At 55.4% G+C, this 14643-nt stretch carries 12 protein-coding genes; 5 read left to right on the top strand and 7 right to left on the bottom strand.

The window, feature by feature from the left end; genetic code table 11:
• Window positions 1-111 precede the first annotated feature (111 nt).
• From JSQ80_RS09795 to JSQ80_RS09775, 5 genes are all read left to right on the top strand, one after another.
• Window positions 112-684 (top strand): putative ABC transporter permease, encoded by a 573-nt coding sequence (locus JSQ80_RS09795; protein ID WP_206095184.1) that lies wholly within the window; start codon window positions 112-114, stop codon window positions 682-684.
• Window positions 685-993: 309 nt separating this feature from the next.
• On the top strand, window positions 994-4071 hold the full coding sequence (gene ebgA, locus JSQ80_RS09790) for a beta-galactosidase subunit alpha (protein WP_206095183.1): 3078 nt from the start codon (window positions 994-996) through the stop codon (window positions 4069-4071).
• A gap of 149 nt (window positions 4072-4220) precedes the next feature.
• Window positions 4221-5261, top strand: coding sequence for a substrate-binding domain-containing protein (locus JSQ80_RS09785; RefSeq protein WP_206095182.1), 1041 nt, complete (start codon window positions 4221-4223; stop codon window positions 5259-5261).
• A 121-nt stretch (window positions 5262-5382) separates the two neighbouring features.
• Window positions 5383-5970 carry a hypothetical protein gene (locus JSQ80_RS09780; protein ID WP_336245720.1) on the top strand — a complete coding sequence of 196 codons (588 nt, stop codon included), beginning with the start codon at window positions 5383-5385 and terminating at the stop codon, window positions 5968-5970.
• 317 nt (window positions 5971-6287) lie between these two features.
• Window positions 6288-6785 (top strand): HugZ family pyridoxamine 5'-phosphate oxidase, encoded by a 498-nt coding sequence (locus JSQ80_RS09775; RefSeq protein WP_206095181.1) that lies wholly within the window; start codon window positions 6288-6290, stop codon window positions 6783-6785.
• A 273-nt stretch (window positions 6786-7058) separates the two neighbouring features.
• On the opposite strand, the gene JSQ80_RS09770 is transcribed toward JSQ80_RS09775, so the two are convergent.
• The 7 genes from JSQ80_RS09770 to JSQ80_RS09740 are packed head-to-tail and all read right to left on the bottom strand — an operon-like array spanning window position 7059 to window position 14609.
• Window positions 7059-7940: an SDR family oxidoreductase gene (locus JSQ80_RS09770; protein WP_206095180.1), complete on the bottom strand. Its 882-nt coding sequence runs from the start codon at window positions 7938-7940 to the stop codon at window positions 7059-7061.
• A 25-nt stretch (window positions 7941-7965) separates the two neighbouring features.
• Window positions 7966-9123, bottom strand: a complete 1158-nt coding sequence (locus tag JSQ80_RS09765) for a GNAT family N-acetyltransferase (protein WP_206095179.1) — start codon at window positions 9121-9123, stop codon at window positions 7966-7968.
• A complete protein-coding gene (locus JSQ80_RS09760) occupies window positions 9120-10439 on the bottom strand; it encodes a F390 synthetase-related protein (RefSeq protein ID WP_206095178.1) in 1320 nt (439 codons plus the stop codon). Before JSQ80_RS09760 ends, JSQ80_RS09765 begins: the two co-directional genes overlap by 4 nt.
• Window positions 10432-11322, bottom strand: a complete 891-nt coding sequence (locus JSQ80_RS09755) for an MBL fold metallo-hydrolase (protein ID WP_206095177.1) — start codon at window positions 11320-11322, stop codon at window positions 10432-10434. Before JSQ80_RS09755 ends, JSQ80_RS09760 begins: the two co-directional genes overlap by 8 nt.
• Window positions 11313-12329: an NAD-dependent epimerase/dehydratase family protein gene (locus JSQ80_RS09750; RefSeq protein ID WP_206095176.1), complete on the bottom strand. Its 1017-nt coding sequence runs from the start codon at window positions 12327-12329 to the stop codon at window positions 11313-11315. The genes JSQ80_RS09755 and JSQ80_RS09750 overlap by 10 nt, the downstream gene beginning before the upstream one ends.
• Complete coding sequence (locus tag JSQ80_RS09745; RefSeq protein WP_206095175.1) at window positions 12326-13618, bottom strand: ATP-grasp domain-containing protein; 1293 nt, start codon at window positions 13616-13618, stop codon at window positions 12326-12328. Before JSQ80_RS09745 ends, JSQ80_RS09750 begins: the two co-directional genes overlap by 4 nt.
• Complete coding sequence (locus JSQ80_RS09740; protein ID WP_418888873.1) at window positions 13608-14609, bottom strand: beta-ketoacyl-ACP synthase III; 1002 nt, start codon at window positions 14607-14609, stop codon at window positions 13608-13610. The genes JSQ80_RS09745 and JSQ80_RS09740 overlap by 11 nt, the downstream gene beginning before the upstream one ends.
• Window positions 14610-14643 lie beyond the last annotated feature (34 nt).

Below are 14643 nucleotides of genomic sequence, written 5' to 3'. Positions count from 1 at the left end.
ACGCCGGGAATGGCGCGCGAAGCCCATCATTCGACAAGCAATGGGAATAAAGCAAGGATGGCGAACCATAATAAGGGAGACATATATCTCACGTAAAGGTTGGTCATCCATATGAACCTGCTCACTCCATCTCATCCATTTCAGGCAGCTTTCTCCGGGTCGGACGATGCGCTCGCGTTCCTCTTTTACTTTATGCTCTACTCTTTCGGCGGATGGTTACTGGAACAAGTATATAGTTGGTTCACCACGGGAACCTTCTGGAAAGAAGGCTTCCTGTGGGGACCGTTCAAGCCGATGTACGGCATTGCGCCGGTTCTCTTGCTGCTCTATGCGGAACGGGGAACGCATTGGAGCACGATGCTTATTTTATGCTTCATTATCCCATCGGCCGTCGAATATATAAGCGGATTGATGCTGCAAAAAGTATTTTACCGTCAATTGTGGGACTATTCGGAGCATCCGCTTCAGCTGCATGGACATATATGTTTACAGTTTTCGCTTTATTGGCTCCTCTTGTCTTTCGCCGTCGTGTACGGGGTTCACCCTTGGGTGACGGCGCTATATGGCCAGTTGTCACTCATATGGAACCTGCTGTGTCCTATGTTTATGCTCTATTTCCTGACCGATGTCGCATGGACGGTCTGGAGCCGCCGGAGACGCGGCAAATGGATGATGTCAAAATGAAATGAAAAGGAAATTTTGAACCAGCCTGTAAAAACAGGCTGGTTTATTTTTTTTACTACTACACAAATGGGTAAATAAAACCGCTGCATTCTTCAAGTAAATATTTTACTAAAATATATTGATAACAAGTAAAACAAATGGTAAAGTTTCATTGTAAACGATTGCAAGCGAGGAGCCTGTCCGTGCTTTGCATTGCTCTATTTCGTGCTCGAAATCATTATATTTACTGGCGCTGCGGTTATTGGCTGGAGACATTGCGAGCGTAGATATATTCATGCGCAACAGGGAAGCAAAAGGAGGCTATCTATCATGAACAAAGTAAAAACGTGGGAAAATATTTCAATCACTCATGTCAACCGGATGAAGCCAAGGGCATTCTTTTATTCATATCCCGATAGACAAAAAGCGTTATTTGACCAACCTGCCTATACACATCATTTCAAAAGCTTGAACGGCATATGGAAATTCAAGTTTCTCGAAGCGCCCGAGTATTCGCCCGTGAGTTTTGAACAGCCTTCGTTCGATTGCGCGGGCTGGGATGACATTGCCGTTCCAAGCAATTGGCAGCTTGAGGGATACGGCAATATGCATTATTCCGACTTGTGGTACAACTTCCCGATTCGTCCTCCATACGTACCGACCGACAACCCTACCGGCATTTACAAACGGAACTTTGCAATCGGCGAGGACTGGCTCCGTAATCAGCAAGTGATCGTGCGGTTCCATGGCGCAGACTCGGCTTTCCACGTGTGGGTGAACGGCCAGGAGGCCGGCTATAGCAAGGGCGCCCGCCTGCAATCTGAATTTGATATTAGCGGCTATGTTCATGCCGGAGACAATGAAATCACCGTCCGTGTCTACCAATGGTCGGACGGCACGTATTTGGAAGATCAGGATATGTGGTGGCTGAGCGGGATTTTCCGGGATGTCGATCTGTACACGCAGCCGTTGACGGGCTTGGAGGACTACAGCGTCGTCACCGATTTGAACTCCGATTGCACGGCAGCGGAGCTGCGGATCACCGCCGCAATTCGCGGGGCGAAGCCGGGTCTTGCACTGGCCTACGAGCTGTTGGATGCTGACCGCAAGCAGGTGCTGTCCGGCGGGAGGGAAGCGGGAGCAAGCGTGACGATTCGGGAGCATGTCCAAGCGCCGGAGCTGTGGAGCGCCGAACAGCCCTATTTGTATACCTTGCTGTTAACGATTAAGGAAGGGGATACGGTTGTGGAAGTCGTGCCGCAGAAGGTCGGATTCCGCAAGATAGAGACAAGAGGAGATACGTTTACGGTTAACGGCGTCGCGATTAAGCTGAAAGGAGTCAACCGCCATGATTACCATCCGGTAACGGGCCGCGTCGTAGCCAAGGAAGATATCGTCAAAGATATTGTGCTCATGAAGCAGCATAATATTAACGCCATACGTACTGCGCACTATCCGAACTCTCCGTATTTTTACGATTTGTGCGACGAATACGGCATGTATGTCATTGATGAGACCGACCTCGAGTGCCACGGGTTCGAACTAACCGGCAATTACGACTGGCTCTCCGACGATCCGGCTTGGGAGCTGTCTTATGTCGATCGAATCGAGCGGATGATTCACCGGGACAAAAACCACCCTTGCATTATCATGTGGTCGCTAGGCAACGAATCCGGATTCGGGTGTAACTTCAAGGCGATGGCACAGCGCTCGAAGGAACTGGACCCGACCCGCCTAGTGCATTATGAAGGGGACCATGAGGCGGAAGTGACCGATGTATATTCGACGATGTACTCTTGGCTTGATCATCCGACGAGGAAGACGATGCAGAAAATTATCGAAACGTCCGCGAAACCGCATATTTTGTGCGAGTATGCCCATGCAATGGGGAACGGTCCAGGGAACTTGCAGGATTATCAGGACCTGTTCTATGCCCATGACAAGCTGCAGGGCGGCTTCATCTGGGAGTGGTTCGACCACGGCATCCAGAGCGTCGATGAACACGGCCGCACGTATTACCGCTATGGCGGTGATTTCGGTGACGATCCGACGAACGGCAATTTCTGCATCGACGGACTCATTATGCCAGACCGTACGCCATCCCCGGGGCTATTGGAGTATAAAAAGGTCATCGAACCCGTGCATACCCATGCCGTCGATTTGCGTCAAGGCGTGATCACGGTCGAGAGCAAATATGATTTTGCTTCACTGGATCATTTGACGCTCATCTATACCATCGTGAAGGACGATGCAATCATGCAGACCGGACAAGCGGGCCTGTCGGGAATTCAAGCCCGTTCCAGCCGGGACATTCAGCTTGACTATTCACTCGACTTCGAGCCGGAGCTTGGCACGGATTACTATTTGAATCTATCTTATATTTTGAACCGCGAATATCGGTGGGCGCCGAAGGGGCATGAGCTGGCGACGGCTCAATTCCGGCTCCCGATTGAGACCGGACCGTACGTGATTGAACCGGGCGGGACCTTGCAGGCTGAAGAGCGGCACTGCGAGCTTATCGTGCGCGGAGCTGACTTTGAAATTCGCTTTGACACGGTCAAAGGCAGGTTGACATCATGGAAACGCAACGGAAAGGTCATTGTGGAGCAAGGACCTCGGCTTCAATTTTGGCGGGCGACGATCGATAACGATATGGAGATTGTACAAGATTATAAAAAGAAAACCTTTATGCATCTGATGCATGAAATCGTGGAAGAAGTGTCTTACGAGCACGCCGGGAACTATGTGCGGTTTACTGCAGCGGTAATCAACGGCACGACGAACTCCGCGTGGCACTACCGTTCCCGTTATCAGTACCGGATTTACCCGAATGGGGATATGCTGTTCGAAGTGAGCGGCATGCCTGAGGGCATGATTCAACATGCGCCTGACATGGTTCCGCGCATCGGAGTGGCCATGCGTCTGAATCAAGCTTGTGAATTCGGAAAATGGTATGGCCGCGGGCCGGGAGAATCATACGCCGATTCGAAGCAAGCGAATCTATTCGGCGTATATGAGCGGACGGTCGATGAGATGTTCACCGGCTATGTGTATCCGCAGGAGAACGGGAATCATACCGACTGCCGGTGGGTCCGGTTGGCGGATCGGTATGGGGCTGGACTGATGGCCGTCGGTTATCCGCGCCTGGACTTCAGCGCATCCTATTACGAAGTGGAGGATGTGGACGCCGCCAAGCATACGATTGACCTGAAGAAGCGGGATTATATCGTGCTGAATCTCGATTATAAGCAGAATGGGCTCGGTTCCAATTCTTGCGGCCAGAACCAGCTGGATAAATACCGTTGCAAGTTCGAGCCATTCCAACTGAACCTTAAGCTGTCCGTGTATTCGAACAAGGAAGTATCCGATATCATGAAGGCCAAAGAAACGATACAAACGATGGAGTAAGCTCCATTCCCGCTATCCGACAGGGCAGCGGGCTTTGTTATTCAGGGGTCCATTTACTAAATCGTATTTATTTTTACTAAAAAACAAAGTACAATCAAGGGGATGGCAAAGTAAATCTTAAGAGTACATATATATGGAGTTGATATATAGTGGCGACATTGAAAGATATTGCGGAGCGGGCGAATGTGTCTATTTCTACCGTTTCCCGGGTTCTCAATTTCGATCAGACGTTGTCGGTGTCGGATGAGACCAAGCGGCGCATTTTCGAAATAACGGAAGAGTTGGAATACCGCAAATTCAAACGGGTCAAGCACAGCGACGGCAACGATGGCAGGGCTTCGTCTGCATCGAAGCCGGCTGCGAAGAAGAAGCAAATCGGGATTGTCATGACCTATACGAAAAGCGAAGAATTGAATGACCCCTATTATTTAGCGATGAGACTTGCGATAGAAGAGGCTGCGCAGGAGCATGACGTTCAACTGAGGGCGGGATTTAAGGACGAGCCGGATTTGCCTGCCGCCTCGATGTCCGGCATGATCGTCATAGGCCCCATCAATGAGGAACAGATCCGTCAATTATACGGCATAGCGCCCAATATCGTGTTCGTCGATGCCGTCCCGTGGGATCGCCGAAGCGATATTGTCATGGTGGATCTGTATGATGCGGTCAATCGGACGCTGACCTATTTGCATGATCTGGGACATCGGCGAATCGCCTATGTTGGCGGCAGAGACGAAATGGACGGTCAACTGATGGCGGATCGGCGGGAAGAGGCCTATGAACGGTGGATGAAGGATGCGTGCCTATTCGATGCTGAACTGGTGCAGATCGGTTCCTTCTCGGCAGAGGACGGTTATCGGCTCATGAGCAATCTGCTGACGTCCGGCACGCCATGCACTGCTGTGCTGGCCGCCAACGATTCGATGGCCATTGGCGCAATTCGCGCGATTCAAGAGCAGGGACTGCGCGTTCCGGACGATATTAGCGTCATTGGCTTCAATGATATAACCGTAGCCCAATTCATGACGCCGTCCTTGACGACCGTGAAGCTTCACAGCGAATTCATGGGGGAAACGGCGCTGGATCTGCTGCTTGAACGTATCGAGAAAAACCGAACCATCGGCAAAAAAGTGTTAATCCCGACGGAGCTCATTATTCGTGAGAGCTGCAGCGCTGTCCCGGACAAGTAATAGCTTCCGATCCTTTAACCCCGTCGCTAGTCTAGGATGAATCCCGCCGCGGGATTGTGTTGGAAAGCTCATGAACCCCGTACAATGAAGACACAAAGCAAAATATGGGTTGGTGAGTATAGTGAGCGAGAGGAACATTTATATTCTTCTTACAGATACCGGGACATTGTTGTCCAAAATGATAAAGATGTACACACGGGCGCCGCTTAATCATGTATCGATTGCGTTCGATGCAGATTTGAGGGAAATATACAGCTTTGGGCGCAGGGATGCGGCCAATCCGTTCGTCGGCGGATTTGTGAAGGAGCAGGTGCATGGCAGCCTCATCCGCACCGATGGGCGGCCCACATTGTGCGCCCTGTATCGTTGCAGCGTTACGAGCGGCATTTACGATCAAATACGCAAGCGCGTGCAGCACATGGAAGAGAGCAAAGAACAGTATAAATATAATTTTCTGGGCTTGTTCGGCATTCCATTCAACTTGCATATCGAGCGGGAGAATGCCTATTTTTGCTCCCAATTCGTCGCTGCGCTGTTCCAAGACAGCGGAATGAAGCTGATCGACAAATCAGCGGCGCTCGTTACGCCAGATGATTTCCGAAAGTCGAAGTCGCTGCAGTTGGTCTTTAAAGGCGACCTGCGCAATAAAGTGACTCATCGGGCCGAGGCCGTATGCCATCCATACCAGACAGCACAGATGATATCGTAGTGCGCCATCCGAATAGTCCAAGCCTTCCGGGCTGAAACCGGTAATAAGATACCGATGAGCCTTTCCTATATGCCGCTCCTGCATTTATCTTTGCTGAAGCGGATGCTGCTGTTATAAGAAAGGCCTTCTTTTTGCGGCCCTATTATGTTTTTACCTTCTTCAGGCCACAGGATGATACCGCTTCTGGCTGCAGAGGCAAATTTGCGCGTTCATTGCAGCTTGAAATGCGGGGATAAACGTGGTAGCTTTATAAATGATGTATAATTGATAATGATTATCATAATCATTTAAAGAAGCGTGAATGAGGGGGAGCTTGTATGGAGTTTACGATCGATCTCGAAAAGTATAAGCAGCATTATCTCGATTTCATAGATAACCGGAAGACGCTCATTATAAGCTCGACAGATGAACAAGGGGAGCCTTTTGTCAGTTACGCCCCTTTCGTGAAAAAGGACGGCAAGCTATACATATACATTAGCCGAATCGCCGATCATTACCGCCTCATTGAGCGCAGCGCTTGCCTTCACGTCATGCTGCTTGCGGATGAATCGGAATCGCCGAACTTGTTCGGCTTGGAGCGCGTCCGCTGGAGATGCGTGCCAAGGCATATCGGCAACGAGGGATCTGATTCCATCTTTGAACTGTTCGAGGAACGTCACAGCGTAAAGCTGATGAATGTCCTGCGCGGTCTCGACTTTTCTCTATTCGAGCTGGCGCCGGGACAAGGGCGCTATGTCGCCGGATTCGGCAAGGCGTTCGACGTCGATCTGGACGGCAATCTGTTCACGCAGGCGGCAGTGGATAAGAACAAGTAGCGGCGGCTTACGATTTCTCAACAGGCTCAAGCCCCCTCCTGCTGGAGGGGGCTTCTTCGTTGCTTCGGACGCACGGAACTAATGACCTCGAACGTCTTATATTTAATGGAAATGCACACCTTCTGATCGGGCTTGCCTTTGACATGAACGTTCAGCGCCCCGTTGTCCGACACATAGCTCGGCTGAATTTTTTCCCATCGGCCTTATTCATGAATAGGCAAACGCACGCAAAGGAGGCTGTGCCCGGTATCCGTGCCGGGCCAGCCTCCTTGTCTAGCGTCGTAAAGCCCACAGCACGAGCCGCTCATACCACTTCCAGGGCAATAGGCGGATAAGGCGCAGAGGCGCCGCTCCCCTGCCCATGAAATAGCGCAGCTTCGGTCTTGGCGTGCGCGCAATCTTGACGATGTGACGCGCCACCTCCTGCGGGGGCGGAGCCGTCTCGGAGCTGCGCTTCGAGAACTGCAGCACTGCTTGAAGCGGCGTGCTGTATGGTGAATCCTCGCGTATGTGGATGGAGGAGAACCCTTTTCCCCATATATCGGTTTTGTAGGCGCCAGGTTCGATCAGAACCGCATAGACGCCGAAAGGCAGCATCTCGAGCCGCAGCGCCTCGGTGAAGCCTTCGACGGCGAACTTGGAGGCGGCATACGGGGCGTAGCCCGGAAAAGCGTATCGGCCGCTAATGCTGCTCACATTCACGATGGTTCCGCTGCCTTGTTCCCGCATTATGGGCAGCGCTGCGCGCGTAACGGCGACCGTGCCGAAGAAATTGGCCTCCAGTTGGGCGCGCCAAGCGTCCATGTCCACTTCCTCGACGTATCCTCCTGCGGCATAGCCCGCATTGTTAACCAGCAGATCGACCTTGCCGAAGTGCTGGCGGATATGCTCGAATGCAGCTTCAATACTCTCTTGATTAGTGACATCAAGGGGCAGCACATGGAGGCGTTCGGAGACGCCGCTTGTCTGCGCTTCAGCAAGCAGCTTCCCTTGCTTGGCCGTATTGCGCATCGTCGCCACGACATCATATCCTGCGCTTGCCAGCGCGACGCTCGTGTAGAGCCCGAAGCCGCTGGACGTACCGGTGACGACGGCGATTGGCCGCGAAGGGGAAGCTGCGCTCTGCCGCGACTTCGTAATTGGCGATGTCAACATGATGCCTCCTTCCGCGTCTGTATGCTCATAATTTGTGGCGTTCCATCAGCGGAACGCCGATTCGATTGGCGACCAAGGAAATGAATGACCAGCAGCTCCTGCGGTATGCTGGCAGATGCCGGTCCATGACGGCGGAATATTCCCAATGCCCGGCGGCCCCCCGGTTGCGCTTGAACTGCGCCGCCCCCGAGCTCTCGTTCCACTGCATGCCAAGCCGCTGCGCCTCGCGGAACAGGACGGCGGACAGCATGCGGTAGAGGCCGGTTTCCAGCGGAAGGGCTGTATCGTAGCCGAAGATAGGCGTCGTCAGAATGCCGCCGCGGCAGAAGTAACCCAGGATGCCGTCAATTCGGCCCCCCGCTGTGCGCAGGGCGATGAAGCGCAGCGTCTTCTCCGCCAATGCGTGTGCGAAGAAGCGCTCATTGAACTGCGGGTTGCACGGCGAATATTTATCGATGTAGAGCAAGTTATACAGTTGAACCAAGCGGGGAATATCAGCCGGCGCCAGCTCGTTATGCGAAACCGCCTCGTATCCGTGTTTCGCAAGCAGTCCTTCATCGCGCTTGATTAACCACCTTGCCTTGGCATTCTGGGTGCTGGAATCACGGGTATCCAAGCAGTAGATCTGGCGGCTTGGCACAAGCGCGCACCCAGCCTCCTCCAAGCTGCGGCACAGCTCCGGGTAATAGTGGCGATTTAACGAACGGAACACGATCGCGTAATCCGGGAACCTGGCTTGCAGCATGGCGATAATGGCTGATACGTGCTCTGGCGTCATGCGAGGATACAGGTTGGTGGACAACAGCCAATTGTTCACATTCACGACGCGATTGCACCGGGCGAGCTTCATGCCATATCCGATTCCGCTTAGCAGCCACGCAAGCGGCCGTTCCAGCAGCGGCTGCTTCAGCATGCCGAGCTCTTGCTTCGCATAAGAGACATAGTGCGTATACGGAGAGCATACGTATGCGTTGTCGTACTCTTGCTCATTAACGGTAATCGGCAGCACATATTGGCCGTCGATGACGAGCGCCATCATGCGGGTCTGAATATTGTCCACGTAGCGTTCTGGCCCTTGCCGTATCCATGGCTCTATCCATGCCTTAGCCGCCTGTCCCTCCTCATCGTTCGGCCAAGGCATCCCGTCGATATTAGTCGCATCATATAGTACTACGGTGCTCATAAAGGAAACTTCCTCTCGATCCGGCGCAGCTTATGCCCGGCAGGCTGCGGCTTCCAATCGGTAAATATGATGTCAGGCGCTGCGCAATGAACGATTTCAGACAGCTTGCGCAGTTCTAGCGCAATGTCCCGTTCACATGCCGCCCGGTATTTCGCAGGCACTTGCAGCGCCACCGTCATGTGTTGCGGCGCATGCTGCACCGCCGCATAGTGTTCAATCTTGGATGAGGCGGACAGAATCGCACGGCGAATAAAGTCGGGAAAGACAGCCGTGAGCGTGCCGTCACTCAGGGAGGGCATATAGAACATATCGTCGTGCCGCCCTTCGATGCGATCCAGCGCGGTGAAGGGAGATCCGCACGGACAAGGCTCGTCTCGCTCCGTCAAGACATCGTCCAGCCGATAGCGGATGATCGGCTGGGTCAGACGCCGGAAGTCGGTAATAATGGGTGTGAACTTGCGTGCCGGCTTGTCTAGCCACTCCTTCTCTATGTAGACGAGGTCTTCATTCAAATGAAGCGTCCCGTGTACGCACGTGATGCCGAGGAAGCCTTCCGTGCATTGATAGATTTGGTGCACGGGCTGCTGGAAGGCCGCGCTTATTATCGCTTCGTCGAGCGGATCCAGCACTTCCGCCACGGCAAGGATCTTGCGCGGATGTATCGCCAGCATGCCCTGCGCCAGCTTGTCCGCAAGCATGCGGAGCATGGACGGCGGCGCGACGAGCAGGGTAGGGGCGTATGCGTTCAGCCGCTTGACCTGTTCCCCCAACGGGTCGAGCAGGTCGAAGTAGGCGAACTGCAGCCGCCGCTTGCTCACGCTGCCGTATAAGTTGCTGTTGGCGCGCAGAAAGAGCGCAATGCGCTCCCGTGCCAGCACGGATCCAGGCAAGGCCTTCGCGAGCATCGCTCCGGCCCATGCCATGCGCTCCTGTACGCTGACGAGGAAGAGGCCGCGATTGCCTGATGTCCCCGAGGACATGCCCACGGTAATACCGTTCCATTCGGGCGTGAAATCGCGGCTCTCCTCGGCGGCCAGCGCCACGGCGAACGCTTCCTCCTTCCGAATGCCGGCGGTATTGAGGGCGTCGAAATGCTCCATCATCATCGCCTTGTCCATCACTGGCATGTTGCGCCATTGCTCGAAGGGCCGTCCGCCCATGCGTTCGCGGAAGAAGGAGGAGCGCTTCCCGATTCGCCACAGCTGCTTTACCACTTGACGATGCTGCCACTGCTCCAGGGCTTCCCGGCTGCTCCAGCCCCGCCCGTACTTCGTGTGGATATATTCCCAGGCGGCGATCATCGTTCCTTTATTCACGCCGAGCACCTCCCTTAACCTTAGGGCTTGTTACGTATCTCTGTTCGGCCTCCCGGCAGTGCGTCGGGATGATGCGCAGATCCGGCCGTTGACGGTGCAGGATGTGCAGACGGTAAAGGTTGTCTTTATATTGCCGCCAATCCGTTTTTATCCACTTGACGACGGGCTTCGGGAGCCGGTGCGATGCAAAGGCCGCCGTTGACCAAGCAGCGTCGGCGCAGAGGAAGTACTCGTGCCCTGCGGCGCGCAGAAGCAGGCCGAGCTGACCAAGCGCATGTCCCGATACGTCGATGCCGATGATGCTGCCGTCCCCGAACAAATCATATCCCTCCGTGAAGGGCGCATATCCCTCGTCTAAGTTTATTTTCCTGCATGTCTCTTCGATAAGGCGGGACCGTTCTCCGAACCGGTCCGGCAATAGCCCGGGCAGAAAGCCGGCTTGCGTAGCCCTGAAAGGGGACATGTCCTGCAGGGGACGATAGGCTTCGCGCAAATAATAAAACTCGGCATTCGCGAAGTCGCGCACACCGCCGATATGATCCGCGTGAAAGTGCGACAATATAATCGTACGCACGCGCTCTGGCGGCACGCCAAGATCGCGCAGCTGATTGGCTGCACTCTCTTCCTTGCCGATATAGACCGGCGTCGTCCACCGGTACAGCCTCGCGGGAAAGGCTGATGTCGCCTCAAAGAAGCGCGCGGAATAGCCGGTGTCGAACAGGACGGGCCCGAGCCGGGGATGCTCGATATAGGCGAACATGGCCGGAAAGCGCACGGAAGCGCGGCTTCCGCCTTGAATCGTGAGCCATTCCCGGTGTGTGCAGTAACCTGCGGTCATCAAGTTCAATTTAACTTCTGTCCTAGCTTCCTTGTTCACTTCCATGCTGCCGATGCGTCTCCTTCCTGCATTCGTGCTTCAGCAAATCGCTTCATGCCTTCCTCGGTGCCGATCCTAGGCTTATAACCCAGCCTCTCGCGGGCAGCCGTAATGTCGAGCGTCTGGCTCCGTCCGATAAGCCCAACCGCATAGCGGGTCAGCTTCGGCTCCTTGCCTCCGGCAAGCCACCGGGCGCGAAGCTCCAGCAGTCCGGCCGCCGCCGAAGCAATCGGGTAGGCGAGCGGGATGGGGCGGAACGGCGTGTCGAGCAGGGCGAACAGCTTCGCCAGCATATCGCTCAGCAGCATCGGTTCGCCGTTCGTAATATTGTACTTTCCGCCGAGCGCGGCAGGGGAGGCTGTGGCGGCGAGCAGCAGCGCGTCGACCACGTTGTCGACGTATGTCACGTCGAGCAGCGACCGGCCGCCGCGAATGAGCGGCATATAGCCGCCCCGGTTCGCCTCTATCAGACGCGGGAGGATGGCGCGGTCGCCCGGCCCGTAGATCGCGCGCGGCCGCAGCGTAATGGCGTGCAGTCCGGCCTCTTCCACGGCCCGATCCACTTCCCGCTCGGCGAGCAGCTTCGTGGCGGCGTAGGCAGTCGCCTGCTTAGGAGGCAGCGGATCCGCCTCCTTAATATTCAGCCGGTCTTGCCAATTCCAGTAAATACTCGGCGTTGACACATGCACGAGCCGGGCTCCTCCGCTTAAGCACCCTTGCACGACATGGCGCGTGCCGATGACGTTGCTGGCGTAGAAGTCAGCGTATGCGCCCCATGGAGCAGACAGCGCCGCGCAGTGGAATACGGCATCGTGACTGCGGCATGTCTCCTTGACCCGATCGGCATCGCCTAAGTCGAGCGGAATGAACCGGATCCCCGTCCGTTCCAGTTCATGGCCTACATGCGTATTGCGGCCAATGACGCTAACTGTATAGCCCTCTTCAACCAACTTTAAGGCCAAGCGCTGTCCGAGAAATCCGGTTCCTCCCGTCACTAATGCTCGTCGGCTCATGCTTCACCATTCCATTCTATATCTGATGTAGTGGCCTCCATCAGCGAGATGGAGCGTTTGCGGCTCTCCCGCCAGAAGCTGTGCAGCATAATGGCTTGCGCGACAAACGGCTTCGGATCCTGCCAGCGGAAGATGACGTCTCGTCCCTTCCATAGCTGCGTTAACCAATAGGCGCGCCGCGGACTTCTCCAGCCGTATGCCAGCATGGCGGGCGTCAACATGGCGGCGCGGGCGGACGTTGGCTCGATGGGGCAGGATTCAGCGTGATGCGCGCCAAGATGTGCATCAAGATATTCATCGTTATCGGCACTGTTATCTGCCCAGCCGCCCGTTCCGCCATCCGGACCGCGTTCGGTGCCGCCGTTCATCCCGAAGAATGCCTTGTCCAGCCGATCGGAGGCCGTAAAGCAATGGACGCCGCTTGTTGCGCGGGGATTGCACTCGATTGGGTAAATGTCCCGTTCCGGCGTGACGATAAAGTCAAACGCAATCTGTCCCGTATAACGAAGCGGGGCGACAAATTGGCGCACCCATGCCAGCAGATCGGCCCGCGGCTCATGCTTGAAGGCGATGCTTGCCCCTGCGCCCGCCGTGAATTCGGAGGGGTAGCAAGCATGCGCCCGCACAGCGCCTTCCCGGACGATGCTGTACGTGCAGTACAGCGCGCCGCGAATATATTGCTGCCCGACCCAAGGGCGGGCCGGGGATATTTGAATGCCGTCCGGCAGGGCGTAGCCGGCCCGGACGAATAAAACACGGCTCGCGAAGCGCGAGTAAGCCGGCTTGAGCACGGCAGCATCCGCCCCAAGCGCCCGCACGTAGCCGCTTGCTTCCGCTTGCGATGTCAGCAGCCGTGTCGCCGGCGCACTTAAGCCAGCTTGCCGGACCATTTCGATGAACTGCCCCTTATGATGCAGCTGCTTGAGCATCTCCCGCGGCGACGCGAATAGCTCGCATCCATTGGGCCATGCCTGTTCCCTCTGCGCCAGATAGAACACTTCCTCGCAGGTCGGAATAATGCAATCCACCTGCTCGTCTATCACGATGCGCTCTACTGCGGCAAGGAACCGCTCTGGTTCGTGGCGGGGCGGCGGATAACGGTAATGGCGGGAGGCAAAGCGGGAGACCGAGCCTAGCGTCACGCGCAAGCTGTCCGCCATGACGATGCGGTGCCCGGCATCGCCCAATAGGCGCGCCAGCTCCAAGGAGACGGGGGCGCGGCTCCCGGTAATCAGGACGGTTCGTCCCCTGCCCCGCGGAATATTATTGGACGCGCTGCTAGTAGTCAAGCACCAGGCCTCCCAGCGACAGTCCGGCAGAGGTCCCAAGCAGCAGAATGCGGTCACCGCGCTGCATCCGCCCTTGTCGAATCGCCTCATGCAATCCCATCGGAATGGAGGCCGCGATCGTATTGCCGTGATCCGCCGTAATGTTCATGAGCTGTTCCGGCGCAATGCCCAGCTTGCGGCTAATCACGCGCATCGCCATGGCGCTGCCTTGGTGCGGGATGATGAGCGGGAATTGCGACATTGCCGTATTCCCCGGTCCGAGCAGCCGTTCGAGGAATTCAGGCAACAGCCTGGACGCCATTTTATAGATCGCATGACCGTCCATATGGAACATATAGTCGCTCATCCGAGTATCATCGTAGAGCTTGGCATGCAGTCCCGTTCCTCCGCCGCGTATCTCGGAGTATGAGGCTCCGGTGCTATAGGTTTCCATTAGAGAGGCTGCGATTCGGGATTGCTCGTGCGTTGCCGATTGGCCTGCAATGACGGCAGCGGCGCCGTCGCCGAATAGAACCGCGCTTTCTTTATGCTCCCAGTTCAGGCCGACCGAGGCAATCTCTGTCGAGACGATGAGGATACGCCGATAGCGTCCCGCGGCAATCAGGTACGACATGACGTCGAGCGCCGCCATGAAGCTGAGGCAGGTCGAATTGATGTCAAAGGACGGTACCCCGGACTGTCCTTGCCCCATTGCTTGTTGTATCAATGCGGCTGTGCATGGAATCGGCTGCTGCATCGTTCCGCTCGCGCATACGATGCAGTCGATGTCAGCGAATGTAAGCCCCGCGTCCTGCAGCGCGGCTTGCGCAGCGAACGCCCCCATCTCGGCAGCCGTTTCGTCTTCAACAAAATATCGCACGCGAACATCCGACTTTTTCAAGGACCAACCGGCGGGAACGCCGAGCCTCCGATCCATCTCTTCCGCGGTAATGCGCTGCTTCGGCAAATATGACCCCGTGCCGATTATTTTCACTTTTCTCTCCATACCCATGGCCTCGTTCCTCTTGTTGATTATCTATCATGAC

The organism is Paenibacillus apiarius, from assembly GCF_017052585.1.
GTDB classification, from domain to species: domain Bacteria; phylum Bacillota; class Bacilli; order Paenibacillales; family Paenibacillaceae; genus Paenibacillus_B; species Paenibacillus_B apiarius.
Note: the sequence above shows the minus strand (reverse complement) of the source record. Positions and strands in the feature narration are given on the sequence as shown.

Coding starts and splice junctions, on each gene's coding strand:
- ebgA (WP_206095183.1), top strand. CDS start 994: ATGAACAAAGTAAAAACGTGGGAAAATATTTCAATCACTCATGTCAAC.
- JSQ80_RS09795 (WP_206095184.1), top strand. CDS start 112: ATGAACCTGCTCACTCCATCTCATCCATTTCAGGCAGCTTTCTCCGGG.
- JSQ80_RS09750 (WP_206095176.1), bottom strand. CDS start 12,329: ATGAGCCGACGAGCATTAGTGACGGGAGGAACCGGATTTCTCGGACAG.
- JSQ80_RS09755 (WP_206095177.1), bottom strand. CDS start 11,322: ATGGAAGTGAACAAGGAAGCTAGGACAGAAGTTAAATTGAACTTGATG.
- JSQ80_RS09770 (WP_206095180.1), bottom strand. CDS start 7,940: ATGTTGACATCGCCAATTACGAAGTCGCGGCAGAGCGCAGCTTCCCCT.
- JSQ80_RS09740 (WP_418888873.1), bottom strand. CDS start 14,609: ATGGGTATGGAGAGAAAAGTGAAAATAATCGGCACGGGGTCATATTTG.
- JSQ80_RS09765 (WP_206095179.1), bottom strand. CDS start 9,123: ATGAGCACCGTAGTACTATATGATGCGACTAATATCGACGGGATGCCT.
- JSQ80_RS09775 (WP_206095181.1), top strand. CDS start 6,288: ATGGAGTTTACGATCGATCTCGAAAAGTATAAGCAGCATTATCTCGAT.